This is a genomic window from Sinomonas susongensis (genome assembly GCF_005877005.1).
GTDB lineage: Bacteria > Actinomycetota > Actinomycetes > Actinomycetales > Micrococcaceae > Sinomonas > Sinomonas susongensis.
In genome coordinates, this window is record NZ_SSNH01000007.1 from 101,785 (window position 1) to 116,167 (window position 14,383).

The following is a 14,383-nucleotide window of genomic DNA, read 5'->3' on the forward strand; positions in this document are numbered from 1 at the left end:
ACGCCCGTCTGCTCGCGTTGCTGGCCGGGTAGTCTTCGACAGTCGGGAAGAACGGACGAGATGAGCGGAAGGATCCTTCGGTGACCACTTTGAGCCGACCGCCGGCAGAGCCGGGATCTGCGAAGAGGACGAGGGGCGGTTCCTTCAGGGCTTGGCTCCTGCACGACCTGCACCAGTCCCAGGCCCTCCACCAAGGGCCGCATGCCCTGCCGCAGGGGCATGAGAAGAAGCACTCGTGGTGGCAGGTCATGTGCCTGACCGGCGTCGACTACTTCTCATCGCTCGGATATGCGCCGGCGATCGCAGTCGTCGCGGCCGGTGTCGTCTCCCCACTCGCGACCCTCGTGCTCGTGGTCGTGACGCTCTTCGGCGCCCTGCCCGTCTACCGGCGTGTTGCGGTCGAGAGCCACAGCGGCTCAGGATCGATCGCGATGCTCGAGCGGCTCCTGCCGCGCTGGGGCGGCAAGTTCTTCGTGCTTGCGCTCCTCGGCTTCGCCGCCACCGACTTCATGATCACCATGACCCTCTCGGCCGCCGACGCCGCTGCACACCTGATCGCCAACCCGCTCATACCGGGCTGGCTCCAGGGCCAGAACATCGGCGTCACCCTCTTCCTGCTCGCCCTCCTCGCCGCCGTGTTCCTGCGCGGGTTCAAGGAGGCGATCGGTGTCGCCGTCGTCCTTGTCGGCTTCTACCTGTGCCTCAACGCGATCCTCGTGGTGGTCACCCTGGGGGATGCCGTCACCCACCCACTCAAGGTGGACGACTGGTGGCAGGCCCTGACAACGTCCCAGGGGAATCCGGCCCTCATCATCGGCGTCGCCCTCCTCGTCTTCCCCAAGCTCGCCCTCGGCATGTCCGGCTTCGAGACAGGTGTCGCGGTGATGCCGCAGATCCGCGGCGACGCGAACGACACCGAGGAGTATCCCGCCGGACGCATCAGGGGCGCGAAGCGCCTGCTCACGACCGCGGCCCTCATCATGAGCACCTTCCTGGTCACCAGCAGCTTCACGTCAGTGGTCCTGATCCCCCAGAAGGAGTTCCAGCCCGGCGGCGCCGCGGACGGCCGCGCGCTCGCCCTCCTCGCCCACGAGTACCTCGGCGTCGGCTTCGGAACCGCCTACGATCTGAGCACCATCGCCATCCTCTGGTTCGCCGGGGCCTCCGCCATGGCGGGCCTGCTGAACCTCGTGCCCCGCTATCTTCCCCGCTACGGGATGGCGCCGCAGTGGACGAAGGCAACCAGGCCGCTCGTGCTCGTCTTCACAGCAATCGGGTTCTTCATCACCCTGATCTTCGCGGCCAACGTCGACGCCCAGGGCGGCGCCTACGCAACCGGCGTCCTGGTCCTCATGACGTCTGCGGCCATCGCCGTCACGCTCTCAGCCCGGCGCCGACAGCAGCGCAAATCGATGATCGGCTTCGGGATCGTGGCTGTGGTCTTCGTCTACACGACGCTGACCAACATGATCGAGCGCCCCGAGGGCATCCAGATCGCAGCCATCTTCATCGCCGGCACCATCGTTGTCTCGTTCATCTCGCGTGCCCGGCGGTCCTTCGAACTGCACGCGACGAGCATCAACTTCGACGAGACGGCCATCGAATTCATCGCGCAGGCCGAATCGGGTCCCCTCCAGATCATCGCCCACGAGCCGCTGCGGCTCACGGGCCAGGCGTACCGCGACAAGCTCGAGTCAGCGAGGGAGGTCAGCCACATCCCCCTGACGGACAACGTCCTGTTCCTAGAGGTCATCGTGGACGACTCCTCGGACTTCGAGACCGAACTCGAGGTCCACGGGGTCATGCGACACGGATACCGCGTCCTCGAAGTCCACGGACCGGTGGTCCCCAACACGATTGCCTCCGTCCTCCTGCACATCCGAGACGTCACGGGCCTCATGCCGCACATCTACTTCCGCTGGACGGAAGGCAATCCGGTCCGGAACCTCCTGCGCTTCATGTTCTTCGGGGAGGGCGAAATCGCTCCCGTCACGCGCGAGGTCCTCCGGCAGGCAGTTCCCGACGTCACGCAGCGCCCCTGGGTCCACGTCGGCTGATCCTCTGCTGGACTTCTGGCGCTGACGTTCTGCTGACGCCCGTGTGAGCCCTTGTTGCGGCGTGGCCCCCGTGCCACGGTTGTGCCCATGGGACGGCTCATAGTTCAGGAAACGATCAGTGCGGACGGCTTCGCGGCGGACCCGGAGGGCAGGACGTCCTTCATGGAGCCCTTCATCGGGGGGACGGCCGAAGGATTCGCCCGGCGCCAGCTCGAGCTCATCGAGGGCCTTTCGGGCATGCTCATGGGGGCCCGCACCTACGAGGGGTTCAGCTCATTCTGGCCGACGGAGGCAGCGGCCCAGGAGCTGATCGCGCCGGCGTTCAATTCGCTGCATCGCTACGTCTTCTCCCACTCCCATTCAGAGGCGCCGTGGGGGGACATGGGTGACTGCGAGGTGTTCTCCGGCGACACGCGCGAGGCGATCAGGCGCATCAAGGCGGAGTCCGAGGGCGACATAGGGTGCTGGGGGAGCCTGAGCCTCGTCCGGGAGCTCCTGGACCTCGGCGAGGTCGAGGAGCTGCGACTCGTCGTGGCGCCGTCCATGATCGCCCAAGGCCGCCGCTTCGGCTCGGGGGAACCTGTCAAGCTCACCCTGCGGGAGTCGACGACGTACGACGACGCGCTGGTCGAGATGGTCTACGACGTGCGCGGGGACTGATGAGACGGATGACGAGCGTGCGTGGCGTCAGACCGGCGGCGGCGCGGGCACCCAGGCGATGCTGCTCGCGGGTGCTTCGCTCGACTGCCGCTGGTCCTCGATGAGCAGGACGGCCATGCTCCTGGCGCGTTCGGCGGCATGGGCGTCACCTTCGGCCGCGGCGACGATGGCCCCCTTCACGAGGATGTGGATGGACCAGGCGAAACCGGAGGGGTCGTCAAGGCCGGCGGCAGCTGCGAGTCCCGAGATCTGCTCGCGTGTCCTGTCGAGGTAGTGGATGCTGGCCTGGCCGAGGGGGTGGGCGGGACCCATCTCCATCATCACGTGCAGGAACGTGCTGACCTGGACCAAGCCCTGGCGGAACCAGTCGTCGAAGACGTCGAAGATGGTGAGCACCGCTGCTCCGTTGCGGCCGCCGTGGCGGGCGACCGCTTCCTCGATGGCGGCGTGGCGCTCTCGGTACCACTGCTCGAGGTACGCCAGGACGACCTGGTCCTTGGAGCGGAAGTGCTTGTAGAACGTCGCCTTGGCCGCCCCCGAGGCCAGGATCAGCTCGTCCACTCCGACGTCACGTATCCCGCGGCGCGCGAACAGCTCGTAGGCAGCGGCGAGGATCCTCTCCCGCGCATTGCCCGCGCGGTGCTCGGCCTGAACGGCCTTCTCTCCGATACCCACCCCCCGAACCCTACTCGCTCCCGCGGGATCCAGAGGGGTGGGCCCGATTCGCGGACGGTTTAAAGCGGGGACGCGTGGATCAAGCGGGTCTCGCAGGCTAGGCCGGGACCTCGCGGATCTGCAGGTGGTCGCCGCCGTCGTCGATCGGACTCTGGCCGCACGAGTAGACGAGAAGCTTCTTCGGTCCCTTGAGCCCAGCGAACTGATGAACCGCCACGATCTGCATCGGTCGCCCGCACACGCACGTCATCTCGGGATCCATACTCCGAGGGTACGCTCGGCCCCGGGACTGAGGTAGGTCGGGGAGGGCAGGGGAGTCCGTCGGGCAAAGGTTGCCGCGGGTCAATACGATGGTCACCATGGATCAGCGTTCACTGCGGGGATCGGCCCTCATCGGCCTTGGACACTATCAGCCCGAAAACATTGTCACGAACGACGACCTGGCGCGGAAGGTCGAGACGAATGACGAGTGGATCCGCACTCGCACCGGGATCCGCGAGCGGCGCATCGCCTCCGAGTCGGAGACCGTCGTCGACATGGCCTCGGCCGCGGCCCGGATGGCCCTCGACGATGCGGGGATCGACGACGTTTCGCTCGTGGTCGTGGCCAGCACCACCCTGATGGATCGAAGCCCGAACTCCGCGGCGCGCGTGAGTGCCGAGCTCGGCCTTGACGGGCCCGCCGTGCTCGACATCAATACGGCCTGCTCGGGATTCGAGTACGCCCTCGCGATCGCCGATCAGGCCATCAGCGCCGGGACCGCGGAGCACGCGCTCGTGATCGGCGCCGAGAAGCTCTCCGGGGTGACCGATTGGACGGATCGTCGGACGTGCGTGCTGACGGCGGACGGCGCCGGTGCCGTGGTCTTGGGCCCCTCGCCGCAGCCGACGATCTCTCCCGTGGTCTGGGGCTCCGTCCCGGGGATGCTCGAGGCCGTGGTGATCGACAAGGAGACCCAGCTCTTCTCGCAGGACGGCCGCAGCGTCATGCGCTGGGTCCTGACCGAGGCGGCGGACCAGGCGAAGCGGGTCCTGGACCGGGCCGGGCTCAGCCCGGCGGACATCGACGTATTCGCCTTCCACCAGGCTAACCTGCGGCTGCTCGAGCCCCTCGCCCGCGCGCTCGGGGTCACCGATGAGCAGGTGCTGATCCGAGACATCGAAGAGTCAGGCAACACCTCGGCGGCCAGCGTTCCGCTCGGCCTGTCGAAGGCGTGGCACCGAGGCGAACTGCCGCGTGGGGGCCGGGCATTCCTCTTCGGCTTCGGGGGCGGTTTCACGTACGCAGGCCAGGTCGTGACACTGCCCAGCTAGAGATTCCGCGTGGTCTTCGGAGAACCGGCCCTCGTCCGGTGCAATGATGGCGGATGGAAAGAACCATGAGGGAAAGGGCCGGGGATGCCAACACCTGAACATCTCGTTGTGCGCTCCGACGCGGACGGGCTCGGCCTGTCGGTCCTGCGGTGGCAAGCGCTCGGACCCAAGGTCGGGGCGGTGCAGATCAGCCACGGCATGGCCGAGCACAAGGAACGCTATGCGCGGCTGGCTGTTGCCCTCTCCCTGGAGGGTTTCACCGTCTATGCCTCCGACCATCGTGGCCACGGCGAGTCCATCTCGTCCTCCCTGCCGCTGGGAGACTTCGGCGAGGTCGGCTGGGACGGCCTCCTGGAGGATCTCGCCCAGCTCGGTTCTTGGATCCGCGGCAGGGAGGGTGCCCCGGTGTTCCTTCTGGCTCACTCGATGGGCTCCATGGCCGCCCAACAGGTGCTTCTGAGCCACCCGGACCTCTATGACGGCGTCATTCTCTCGGGCACCTCGGCACTGGACGAACTCGCAGCTGCGTCTTCCGGGGGCGAATCGGGAGGGCTGCAGTCGTTCAATTCGGCCTTCGAGCACCGGACCGGATTCGAATGGCTCAGTAGGGACGACGACGAGGTGCAGGCCTACGTCGACGATCCCCTGTGCGGCTTCGATCTCACGGAGGCTTCCTCCCTCGCCTTCTACAGCTCGGGAAGCGCGGCCGCGGATCCATCAAGGCTCGCCATGTTGCGAAAGGACGTTCCCGTCCTGTTCATCTCCGGGCAAGCCGACCCCTGTTGGCGGAGCAGATGGGGTCTGGGTCCGCAAAGTGGCCGACAGGTATCAGGCTGCCGGCGTCAAGGACGTCGAGGTCCACATCTATCCCGAGGCGCGGCACGAGCTGCTCAACGAGACGAACCGCGACGAGGTCACCGCCGACGTCATCAGCTGGCTTCAGCACCGCATCCCCTGACACTGACCTCCAAGACGCCAACGGTCCCGCACCCGCCTCGCCCGCGAGCTACCGGGGGGAGCCGTCACGGCGTCTCGCTGGGCTGCGGTCCTTCGTGATCGCTCCCGTCGGAGTCCGAGCTGCCTTGACGTCGTTCATCGAAGGTCACGTCGATCCGCTCGAAGCCCTTCAACCGCTGGGCCTTGGCCTGCCGTGCGTAGGACTTGCGGTCGCCGGCCGTGAGGTCCACCTGGTCGGTGAACGGCGTGAGGAGGGCGCGCGGATGGAGCCTGTCGACCCGGACGACGTTCGCCTCGACGCACAGCACGATCGCGACCGCCGCGACGTACAGGAACGCGAGCAGTCCGAGGACGACGGCGAACACGCCGTTCATGGCGCTGGCCCGCCTGACGACTTGGGCGACATAGATGGGCCCCACGGACTGCAGAAGCTGCCACGCCACCGCAGCCCCGACGGCCCCTGGGAGGACCTGTCTCACGGTGAGCGGCCTTACCGTGCCGATGCGGAAGGCGAGGATGAACGCCCCCGCGTTCACGGCAACGGACAGCGCGAGGAAGAGCACTCGGCCCGCTAGGCCGAGCGCGTCGGCGTAGCCTCCGAAGGCCGAGAGGACGGTGGTGCCGATCAGGGCCAGGCCTACGGTGCCGAGCAGGAGCAGGCTGCGCACGCGCGACTTGACCGCGTCCGGCCGGCTGTTGCGCGGAATCGACCAGGCAGTGTTCATCGCGTGCTGGATCGCCTGGGCTACACCGATCCCACCGTAGAGGGCGCCAAGGATGCCGATGACGATGCCACCGGTCCCGCCCCCGAGCCCCCTCGGCTCGGACAGCTGGGAGCCGATGACGGGGAACTCGGCGAGCGCCGACGCCATCACCTGGGTCCGGAGCTGCGGGTCGCCGGCCAGCACGAAGCCCAGGAGCGTCGACAGCAGCAGGAGCAGCGGGAACAGCGATACGAACCCGTAATACGTGATCAGCGCGGCGAGGAAAGGTCCCTGATCGTCGAAGTACTTGTAGAGGACAGCCAGGGGATATCCCACCCACGGATGCCTCTGCTGCAGGGCGTCGAATCGCCCGACTGAGCCCACGGTCCAGCCTCCCTCCCCGCGCAACCGATCCGGCCGCCGTCGGCCGCGGTAGCTTCTTTTCCGATCATCCTGCCGCATGCGCGCGGCAGCTACCGCGCGTTGAGCCTGGCCAGGAGCAGTGTCTCGGCGAGGATCGAGTGGCGCAGCTCGCCGAGATGGACCGATTCGTCTTCGCCATGGGCCCGCGAATCCGGGTCTTCCGCGCCGGTTACCAGGATCTGCGCTGCGGGGAAGCGCCTGGCCAGGGCCGAGACGATCGGGATCGAGCCGCCGACACCGGTCTGGACGGGAGGGACCTGCCACGCCTCCTCCATGGACCAGAGCGCGTCGCCGACGGCGGGCGAGGAGAGGTCGGCCGCGAAGGGCAGGCTTGCGCGTCCAGGCCGGACCGTCACCTCGGCGCCGGCGGGGGCGTGCGCTGCAACGTGGCGTCGGATCGCGTCCATGGCGTTCTCAGGATGGTCTCCGGGTGCGATCCTGAGGCTGAACTTCGCCGTCGCCCTGGGGACGAGGGTGTTGGACGCGGTGGCCACGGCGGGTGCGTCCAGGCCGACGATGGCAAGGGCAGGTTTGGTCCACAGCCTCGACGTGATCGTCCCCGTTCCGGCAAGGCGGACTCCCGGGGGCACGGCGGCATCCGAGCGGAACGCCGCTTCGTCGACATCCCAGTCCGAGCCGTCCGCCTCGACGAGGCCTTCGACGGCGACGGCCCCCGTCGCGTCGTGCATCGTCGCCAGCAGCCTGGCCAACAGCGTGACGGCGTCGAGGACAGGCCCCCCGTAGGTTCCCGAGTGCAGGCCGTGGCTGAGGGCGCGGAGTTCGATCGTTCCGTCCACGAGTCCGCGGAGGCTGGTCGTCAGGGCGGGCACGCCGACCCTCCACACCCCCGAATCGGCAACGACCACCACGTCGCTCTCCAGGAGCTCCCCATGCTGCGCGAGAAAGCTCTCGAGGGACACCGACCCCGACTCCTCCTCGCCCTCGACGAAGAGAGTGAGCCCGAGCCCGAGATCGTCGCCGAGCACTTCCTTCAGGCTGCGGAACGCTGCGAGGTGCGTGGCGACGCCGGACTTGTCGTCCGCAGCGCCGCGGCCCCACAGTCGGCCGTCCCGTACTTCGGGAGCGAAGGGGCCCGAAGTCCAGAGCGCAGGGTCGCCGGGAGGCTGCACGTCGTGGTGGGCGTACAGCAGGACGGTCGGCCGCCCCGGCTTGGGGAGCGAACGGGCGACGACGGCGGGGGCCCCGGGCGCGCCGTCCGGTCCCTCGGAACTGAGGATCTGGACGTGTGGGAAGCCGGCCGACTCGGCGAGGGCGGCGACGAGGCCGGCACTCCTTGCAAGGTCGGCTGGATCGAACTCAGGCCAGGCAATTCCCGGGACGGCGACCATGGCCTTCAGCTCGTCGACGGTGCGCGCGTAGTCGGCGTCGACCTGCTCGCGGAGCAGCTGCACGGGCACGGTTGGAGGGGCCATGCGCTTCAGCCTAGCGGCGCCGCTCGGTGGCGCCGGATATCGCGGGCGTTGGTTCACCTTCGATTTGTTGGGTAAGTCCCGGGCATGGATGTGAAGGGGAGTGTCCACGCGCCGGCGAAGCCCGGCGCCCGGCAGCGGATCCTCGATGTCTCCTTCGCCCTGTTCGCGGAACGGGGCATTCGCGACGTCGGTGTCGACGAGCTCATCGAACGGTCCGGCGTTGCCAAGGCCACCTTCTACAAGCATTTCCACACGAAGGACGATCTCGCCCTCGCCTATCTCCAGCGCTGGTACGAGGAGAGAAGTGCGGCGATCGACGATGCCGTCAAACGCCACAGGGGAAGCGACACCCCGGCCCTCCTGGCCGTCTTCGACGTCTTCGACGAGTGGTTCAGGCAGGGGGCATCCGAAGTGAGCTCCTTCCTGCACGTCCTCATGGAGATGGGGCCGACGCATCCTCTCGGCAGGGCGAGCCTGGACTACCTTGCCCGGACCCGCGAACAGCTCGGGGACATCGCCCGGGAGGCCGGCCTGACCGACCCCGATGGATTCGCGTGGTCATGCCACATCCTCCTCAAGGGGGCGATCGTTGCTGCGGCGGAAGGCGATCCCGATGCCGCCGCACGTGCACGCCATATGGCGGCCCTTCTCATCGCAGACCGTCGGACTGGGTAAGCCGCCGGACTCAGGGGGCGGGTTCGTTCTCGGGGAGCTCGTATTCCCAGCCGGCCTGCGGCTCCTCCTGCAGCCCCGTGTAGTAGATGCGCGTATTCGGTTCGGGCCGGACGAGTGCGAGGCCGACCGAATGCCCGAGGAAGGCCTGGTCGAGGCAGAGCGCCTTTCCCGCGGCCACCGTGGAGAAGGGCGCCGGGAGCGGCGCTTCGACATCCGCCGCCACGCTGCCGAAGAGGACTCCGTATCCAGCCCGGCTGTAGAGGTCGGCGGCGGAGTGCAGCAGGGCAGCTCCCGTTCGGGACGATACGGGCACGGTCATGGCCAGGACTTCGGCAGCGAAGATCAGGCTGAGGCGTTCGAGCTGGCTGTGGCCGTCGAACGTGGAGGGCTGTCGGAATGCCCGTACTGCCGGCGTGACGACGAGGCTCGCTAGGGCTTCGCCGTCGTGCGTGACGGCGACGAGTGCGGTGGAGACCGACGACAGCGCGGTGTTGTAGCCTCTCGCGTGCGCGGCGGCGAGCGCTTCGTGGAACTTCTGCCGCCCCTCGGCGGCCGCCCCCAGAGAGGTTGCGAGGCCGCCTTCCTTGAGAGCCCACGAGAGCTGCGGGGGCAGCCGTCCGAGGAGCTCGGGGTGGCGATCCGCGTCCTGAGGGACGGCGGGGCGGACGCGGACAGGGCATAGGGCGTGGACGGGGGCGGCGGCGGGCGCGGAAGCCATGGGGGTCCTTCGGAGGAGTGGCGGGGGAGAGGCGAGGCCGGAGAGGGGGACTGGGGCGGCGCTGACAGGGAGCGGTTGTGAGGGGGTCTAGGCCGTGGTTCCGCGTACGGGCCGGGAACTCGCCCGCACGACGAGCTGGGGGGTGAGGAGGCTGGGCTCGCCCGGGACGCCGGGGGCGCCGTCGAGCTGGGCGAAGACACTGCCCAGGGCCCAGCCCACCGCCTCGTCGAGCGGCTGGCGCACCGAGCTGAGGCCGAGGGCGGCCGCGGTGGGAGTGTCGTCGAAACCGACGACGGCGCCCTGACCGCCTGCCGCCTGAACGGCGCTGTAAGCGCCGATCGCGAGTGAGTCCGAGGCACAGACGAAGGCCGTCGCTCCGGCGTCGAGGAGCCGACGGGCGGCATTGCTGCCACTCAGGATCCCATCCGGCTGCCAGGAGTCGAGGGACTGGCGCCGGGGGGCATCCGTTCCGGCTCGGGCGAGTGTCTCCGCCCAGCCGCGCCGTCGTTCGTCGCCCGTCTCCGAGCCGTGCGGCCACCCGACGAAGGCTATCTCGCGGTGGCCGAGTTCGAGGAGGTGCCTCGTCGCCTGGGCGGTCCCGGCCGCACCATCGACGTCGATCCAGGCGTGGTTCAGTGAGTGCTGATGGTTCGTGCCGTCGCTCGACCAAGGGCGCCCGAACACGGAGAACGGGATGCCATGTTCGCTGAGCCACCCGTAGCGGACGTCGTCGCGGTGGGTTTCGATGAGGATGAAGGCGTCGACCGTCCGAGCCCGGGTGAGCCTCGAAAACTGCCTGAGCTCCGCCTCGTCCGAATCCGCCGTGTAGAGCATGACCCGGTAGTCCCGACGTTCGGCCTCAGCCGACAGGGCATGGAGGAACGTGTCGAGCACCGCGCCGCCGATTCCGTCTCTGACGCGATCGAGCCTGTAGGCAATCACCCCAGAACGCGCGGTGCGCATCTGCCGTGCCGCGGCGCTGCGGACGTATCCGGTCTCCTCTATGGTGTCGAGGACCTTCTTGAGGGTGGCAGGCTGGAGCCGTTCCGGGTTGTTGAGGGCGTTGGACACCGTCTGCCGCGACACGCCCGCCAGGAGGGCGACGCTGGAGACGGTCGGCCGGGGAACCGCTCCCAAAGGAACTTCTCCGCTCACGGCTGCTCCCGTCCGCCATTGGGCTCCTCTGATCTTGGTCGATCAGAGCGCTCAGCCAATTTGATTGATCAAATGGCCGATGTCTCAATGGTCCGCGGAAGAGAATAATGTGTCAAGAATCACACAGCATCGGAGTTGAGACCGCTGCAGAGCAACCCGCCCTGGCCTCGTATTCCCGGCGCAGTACGCGCCCGGGGGTCGCTGTGGGGGACAGCTCCTCGCCGGACGCGCAATTAATTGTATGGCTGTTCTGCGCGTTCTGTCGCCTCCGGAGCGTCCTTTCCGTGATGGCGGCGCAGCTCGCGACCGTGATGGATATCCTTCTCGGCCTGCTCCTCGCGCTTCTCGGTCTTCTCCGTGGACTTGGGCGGGAGCTGGATCGACTTCTCCGCTGGGATCCCGGCCTGGAGCTCGCGACCGCGCTCGACCTCGGCGTCGAACTCTGCCCCGAAGAGGAGGGACAGATTGAGCAGCCATACCCACAGGAGCATGATGATGACGCCGCCGAGCGTGCCGTACGTCTTGTTGTAGTGGCCGAAGTTGCCCACGTAGAACCCGAACGCGAGTGTGGCGAGGGCGAAGATGACCAGCGCAATGAACGACCCCATGCTCATCCAGCGGAACTTCGGCTGGCGGACGTTCGGCGTGAAGTAGTAGAGCACGGCGATGAGGCCGATCACGAGTGCGACGGCGACAGGCCACTTGACGATGTCCCACACGAGCACCGTCGCCCCGCCGAGACCCACGGCATTCCCCACGGACTCCGCGACCGGCCCGCTGAGCACGAGGATCGCGGCGATCACCGCGGCGATGACGACTGAGAGGAGGGTGACTGCGAGCGTTGTCCCGCGGAGCCTGACGAAGGAACGCCCCTCGCCGATCTCGTAGATCCGGTTCATCGCCCGTCCGAAGGCGCGCACGTACCCGGAGGCCGACCAGACGGCTCCGAGGAGGCCGATGACGAGGGTCAGGCCCGCGGCGGGGTTGTGCACGAGGTCCTCGATGGGCTGGCGGATCGCGTCGGTGGTCGTACCCGGGGCGACGCTCTGGACGATGTTCATCATCCCCGAGACGGTGTTCTCCGCCTGGCCGAAGAGCCCGAGCACCGAGACGATCGCGAGGAGCGCCGGGAACAGGGAGAGCATCCCGTAGTACGTCAGGCCTGCGGCGAGGTCTGTGCACTGGTCGTTCATGAACTCACGGAGGGTCTTGCGGGCGATGTACCTCCAGGACGGCTTCGTCACGTCCTGCGGCCGAGATGGTTTGCGGCTGTCGTCCGGCGAGGGCGCAGCTTCCGCCTTGCCCGCCGTGCTCTCGCGAGTGTCATGTCGGCTCACAGTGGAGTTCCTTCCCCAGGGTGCAATCGGACTGTCCCGAAGGGGACACGCTGACCGTCTTCTGCCCCCAAAAGGGCCGGTCAAACCCTGAAGCGGCAGATGAAGGGAAATGTGTGCGGTCCTCCACGACGGGTATCAGCCGGACACCACCAGCACCGAGTCGAGAGAGGAACCCACGATGGTCGATTTCCCATCGAACGGTCCCGGCGCACCGACGAGCGCCCCGGGAAGCAACACGCCCGCATCGCAGAGCTCCACCACCGAGACCGCGAAGAACGAGGCTCGCGGCGTTGCCCAAGAAGCGGGTGCCTCGGCGAGTGCGGTCGGCCAGACGGCCAAGGACGAAGCAACCAACGTTGCCCGCGAGGCGCAGTTCCAGGCCAAGGACCTCATCCACCAGAGCCGCCAGGAGCTGATGCACCAGGCCTCGGCTCAGCAGGAGCGCGCGGCGCAGGGCCTGAAGTCACTCCACGAGGAGCTCAGCTCGCTCGCGGAGAAGAGCGAGAACCCGGGCGTCGGGACGGACCTGGTCCGTCAGGCTGCCCAACGGGCTGGCGCCTTCGCCGAGTACCTCGGCCAGCGCGACCCCGGCTCGCTCCTCAATGAGGTCAAGTCGTACGCGCGACGGAAGCCCGGCACCTTCCTCGCCATTGCAGCGGGAGCGGGTCTCCTTGCGGGGCGCCTGACCCGCTCTCTCGCGGCTGGCGCATCGAACAACGGAGCCGGCCAGCAAGCGGCCGGCGGTACCTCTCCCGAGGCCTACCCTGCGGGGCACGGCTATGCTGCGGGCGGCACGGGTGCCTACCCGGAGGACGCCGGGCTCCCGGCGACTGGCGGGGTCCCCGCCTACCCGGATGCTGAGCCCTCGATCACGCCCTTGCCGGGCGGCATCGAGCCGGCGGTTCCGGGCTATGAGCCCCGGCCCGACGGATACGGCCAGTCGCCCACGGTGGAGCATTCGTCCTGGGACGAGGGCGCAGTGCAGGAAGGCGCCATCGCCGGCAGCCCCGCGTATGGAGCGCCTCCAGGGGCCCGGCACGCCACCGCGCCCGGGGCTGACCTCGAAGGGAGCGAAGAGCGCAGCCGGCTTCTCGGTGAGGATGCCGACCCCGTGACCGACGAGATCCCGCCGATGCCGCGCGAGGACCGGGGTGGCCTGCGATGAGCCACCCGTACGAAGCCCCTCCGGGCGGCACGCCCGGCTATCCGCCGCCGTCGTCCGCAGCGTCCGGGGCGGTGCCCACCCCACCCGCTGAGGAGAAGGCGGCGAACACGTCCATCGGCGAGCTCCTGAGCGACGTGACCAAGGACCTCTCGACGCTCATGCGCCAAGAGCTCGAGCTCGCCAAGGCCGAGGCGACCCAGTCCGCAAAGCGGGCCGGGCGCGGCGCAGGACTCTACGGGGGTGCCGGCATCGCCGGCCACTTCGTCCTCCTGTTCCTCTCCATCGCCCTGTGGTGGTCGCTCGGGGCCTACGTGATCGGCCTGGGCTGGTCGGCCGTCGTCGTCGCCATCATCTGGGCGATCATCGCGGGTGTCCTCGCGGCACGTGCCAGGAAGGACCTCCAGTCGGTCAAGGGCCTGCCCCGGACCGCCGATTCCATGAAGAAGATTCCCGAAACCCTCAAGCCGAGCGAGGAGCCACGATGAGTGAGAACCCCGACGCAATCCGAGCCGACATCGAGCAGACCCGGCAGCGGTTGGGCTACAACGTCGATGCCGTCGCCGACAAAGTGACCCCGTCCCACATCGCGCACCGTCAGACCGAACGGATCAAGGGCGCCGTGGGCGGCGTGAAGGACCGCATCATGGGCAGCGCCGACGACGCGGCGCAGAGCACGCGCGGCGCGCTCTCCGACGCTGGCGACTCGGTCGACCAGGCCAAGCGCACTGTCGTCCGGAAGGCGCAGGGCAACCCGCTCGCGGCCGGGCTCATTGCGTTCGGCGCCGGTCTCCTGGTCTCCTCGCTCATCCCGCCGAGCCAGAAGGAGCAGGAGCTCGCCCAGACCGTGAAGGAAAAGGCGCAGCCCATGACCGAGCAGCTTTCGAACGTCGCGTCGGAGGCCGCCTCCAACCTGAAGGAGCCTGCCCAGGACGCGCTCCAGTCGGTCAAGGACACGGCCGCCGAAAGCGCCCAGAACGTCAAGCAGGAGGCTCAGGATCAGGGCTCTTCGGTGCAGGACCGCGCCCAGCAGGCGCAGGAGAACCTGCGCCAGAGCTGACGGTCCCGCTCGTGCCGCCGGGCGGTTCCCCCACACGGGGAGCCGCCCGGCGGC

The 14,383-nt window shown here is 68.3% G+C and carries 15 protein-coding genes and 1 pseudogene; 9 read left to right on the forward strand and 7 right to left on the reverse strand.

Features of this window, described 5'->3' with window-relative positions; genetic code table 11:
• The first annotated feature begins 80 nt into the window (after positions 1-80).
• Positions 81-2,057: an APC family permease gene (locus E6A21_RS10985; RefSeq protein ID WP_138444194.1), complete on the forward strand. Its 1,977-nt coding sequence runs from the start codon at positions 81-83 to the stop codon at positions 2,055-2,057.
• 87 nt (positions 2,058-2,144) lie between these two features.
• Positions 2,145-2,717 carry a dihydrofolate reductase family protein gene (locus E6A21_RS10990; RefSeq protein WP_138444195.1) on the forward strand — a complete coding sequence of 191 codons (573 nt, stop codon included), beginning with the start codon at positions 2,145-2,147 and terminating at the stop codon, positions 2,715-2,717.
• A 27-nt stretch (positions 2,718-2,744) separates the two neighbouring features.
• Here the strand turns inward: E6A21_RS10990 and E6A21_RS10995 are convergent, their stop codons facing one another.
• Both E6A21_RS10995 and E6A21_RS17900 read right to left on the reverse strand, forming a co-directional pair.
• The gene (locus tag E6A21_RS10995; RefSeq protein WP_246036389.1) at positions 2,745-3,392 is read right to left on the reverse strand and encodes a TetR/AcrR family transcriptional regulator; all 648 of its coding nucleotides are present in this window, start codon (positions 3,390-3,392) and stop codon (positions 2,745-2,747) included.
• A 97-nt stretch (positions 3,393-3,489) separates the two neighbouring features.
• Entirely contained in the window at positions 3,490-3,654 is a 165-nt protein-coding gene (locus E6A21_RS17900; protein ID WP_171041368.1) for a hypothetical protein, read from the reverse strand.
• A gap of 97 nt (positions 3,655-3,751) precedes the next feature.
• On the opposite strand from E6A21_RS17900, the gene E6A21_RS11000 reads away from it, so the two are divergent.
• The 3 genes and pseudogenes from E6A21_RS11000 to E6A21_RS18165 all read left to right on the forward strand — a co-directional run bounded on the left by E6A21_RS11000 (position 3,752) and on the right by E6A21_RS18165 (position 5,663).
• Positions 3,752-4,705 carry a beta-ketoacyl-ACP synthase III gene (locus E6A21_RS11000; RefSeq protein WP_138444196.1) on the forward strand — a complete coding sequence of 318 codons (954 nt, stop codon included), beginning with the start codon at positions 3,752-3,754 and terminating at the stop codon, positions 4,703-4,705.
• Between the two features lie 198 nt (positions 4,706-4,903).
• Positions 4,904-5,461 (forward strand): annotated as a pseudogene (locus E6A21_RS18420) (alpha/beta fold hydrolase); the annotation flags it as partial.
• 58 nt (positions 5,462-5,519) lie between these two features.
• Positions 5,520-5,663, forward strand: coding sequence for a hypothetical protein (locus E6A21_RS18165; protein ID WP_246036391.1), 144 nt, complete (start codon positions 5,520-5,522; stop codon positions 5,661-5,663).
• Between the two features lie 64 nt (positions 5,664-5,727).
• On the opposite strand, the gene E6A21_RS11010 is transcribed toward E6A21_RS18165, so the two are convergent.
• The gene (locus E6A21_RS11010) at positions 5,728-6,702 is read right to left on the reverse strand and encodes a YihY/virulence factor BrkB family protein (protein ID WP_246036393.1); all 975 of its coding nucleotides are present in this window, start codon (positions 6,700-6,702) and stop codon (positions 5,728-5,730) included.
• A gap of 137 nt (positions 6,703-6,839) precedes the next feature.
• Positions 6,840-8,222, reverse strand: a complete 1,383-nt coding sequence (locus tag E6A21_RS11015) for a M20/M25/M40 family metallo-hydrolase (RefSeq protein ID WP_138444198.1) — start codon at positions 8,220-8,222, stop codon at positions 6,840-6,842.
• Between the two features lie 84 nt (positions 8,223-8,306).
• On the opposite strand from E6A21_RS11015, the gene E6A21_RS11020 reads away from it, so the two are divergent.
• Entirely contained in the window at positions 8,307-8,897 is a 591-nt protein-coding gene (locus E6A21_RS11020; protein WP_138444199.1) for a TetR/AcrR family transcriptional regulator, read from the forward strand.
• A gap of 10 nt (positions 8,898-8,907) precedes the next feature.
• On the opposite strand, the gene E6A21_RS11025 is transcribed toward E6A21_RS11020, so the two are convergent.
• From E6A21_RS11025 to E6A21_RS11035, 3 genes are all read right to left on the reverse strand, one after another.
• Entirely contained in the window at positions 8,908-9,615 is a 708-nt protein-coding gene (locus tag E6A21_RS11025) for a hypothetical protein (protein ID WP_138444200.1), read from the reverse strand.
• Between the two features lie 87 nt (positions 9,616-9,702).
• A complete protein-coding gene (locus tag E6A21_RS11030) occupies positions 9,703-10,770 on the reverse strand; it encodes a LacI family DNA-binding transcriptional regulator (protein ID WP_246036395.1) in 1,068 nt (355 codons plus the stop codon).
• 233 nt (positions 10,771-11,003) lie between these two features.
• Complete coding sequence (locus E6A21_RS11035; protein WP_138444202.1) at positions 11,004-12,107, reverse strand: YihY/virulence factor BrkB family protein; 1,104 nt, start codon at positions 12,105-12,107, stop codon at positions 11,004-11,006.
• 178 nt (positions 12,108-12,285) lie between these two features.
• On the opposite strand from E6A21_RS11035, the gene E6A21_RS11040 reads away from it, so the two are divergent.
• Genes E6A21_RS11040 through E6A21_RS11050 form a run of 3 tightly spaced genes read left to right on the forward strand, consistent with a single transcriptional unit; the run spans position 12,286 to position 14,329 of the window.
• Entirely contained in the window at positions 12,286-13,272 is a 987-nt protein-coding gene (locus E6A21_RS11040) for a hypothetical protein (protein WP_138444203.1), read from the forward strand.
• Positions 13,269-13,757, forward strand: a complete 489-nt coding sequence (locus tag E6A21_RS11045; RefSeq protein WP_138444204.1) for a phage holin family protein — start codon at positions 13,269-13,271, stop codon at positions 13,755-13,757. The genes E6A21_RS11040 and E6A21_RS11045 overlap by 4 nt, the downstream gene beginning before the upstream one ends.
• Positions 13,754-14,329, forward strand: a complete 576-nt coding sequence (locus tag E6A21_RS11050) for a DUF3618 domain-containing protein (protein WP_138444205.1) — start codon at positions 13,754-13,756, stop codon at positions 14,327-14,329. Before E6A21_RS11045 ends, E6A21_RS11050 begins: the two co-directional genes overlap by 4 nt.
• Positions 14,330-14,383: the final 54 nt, after the last annotated feature.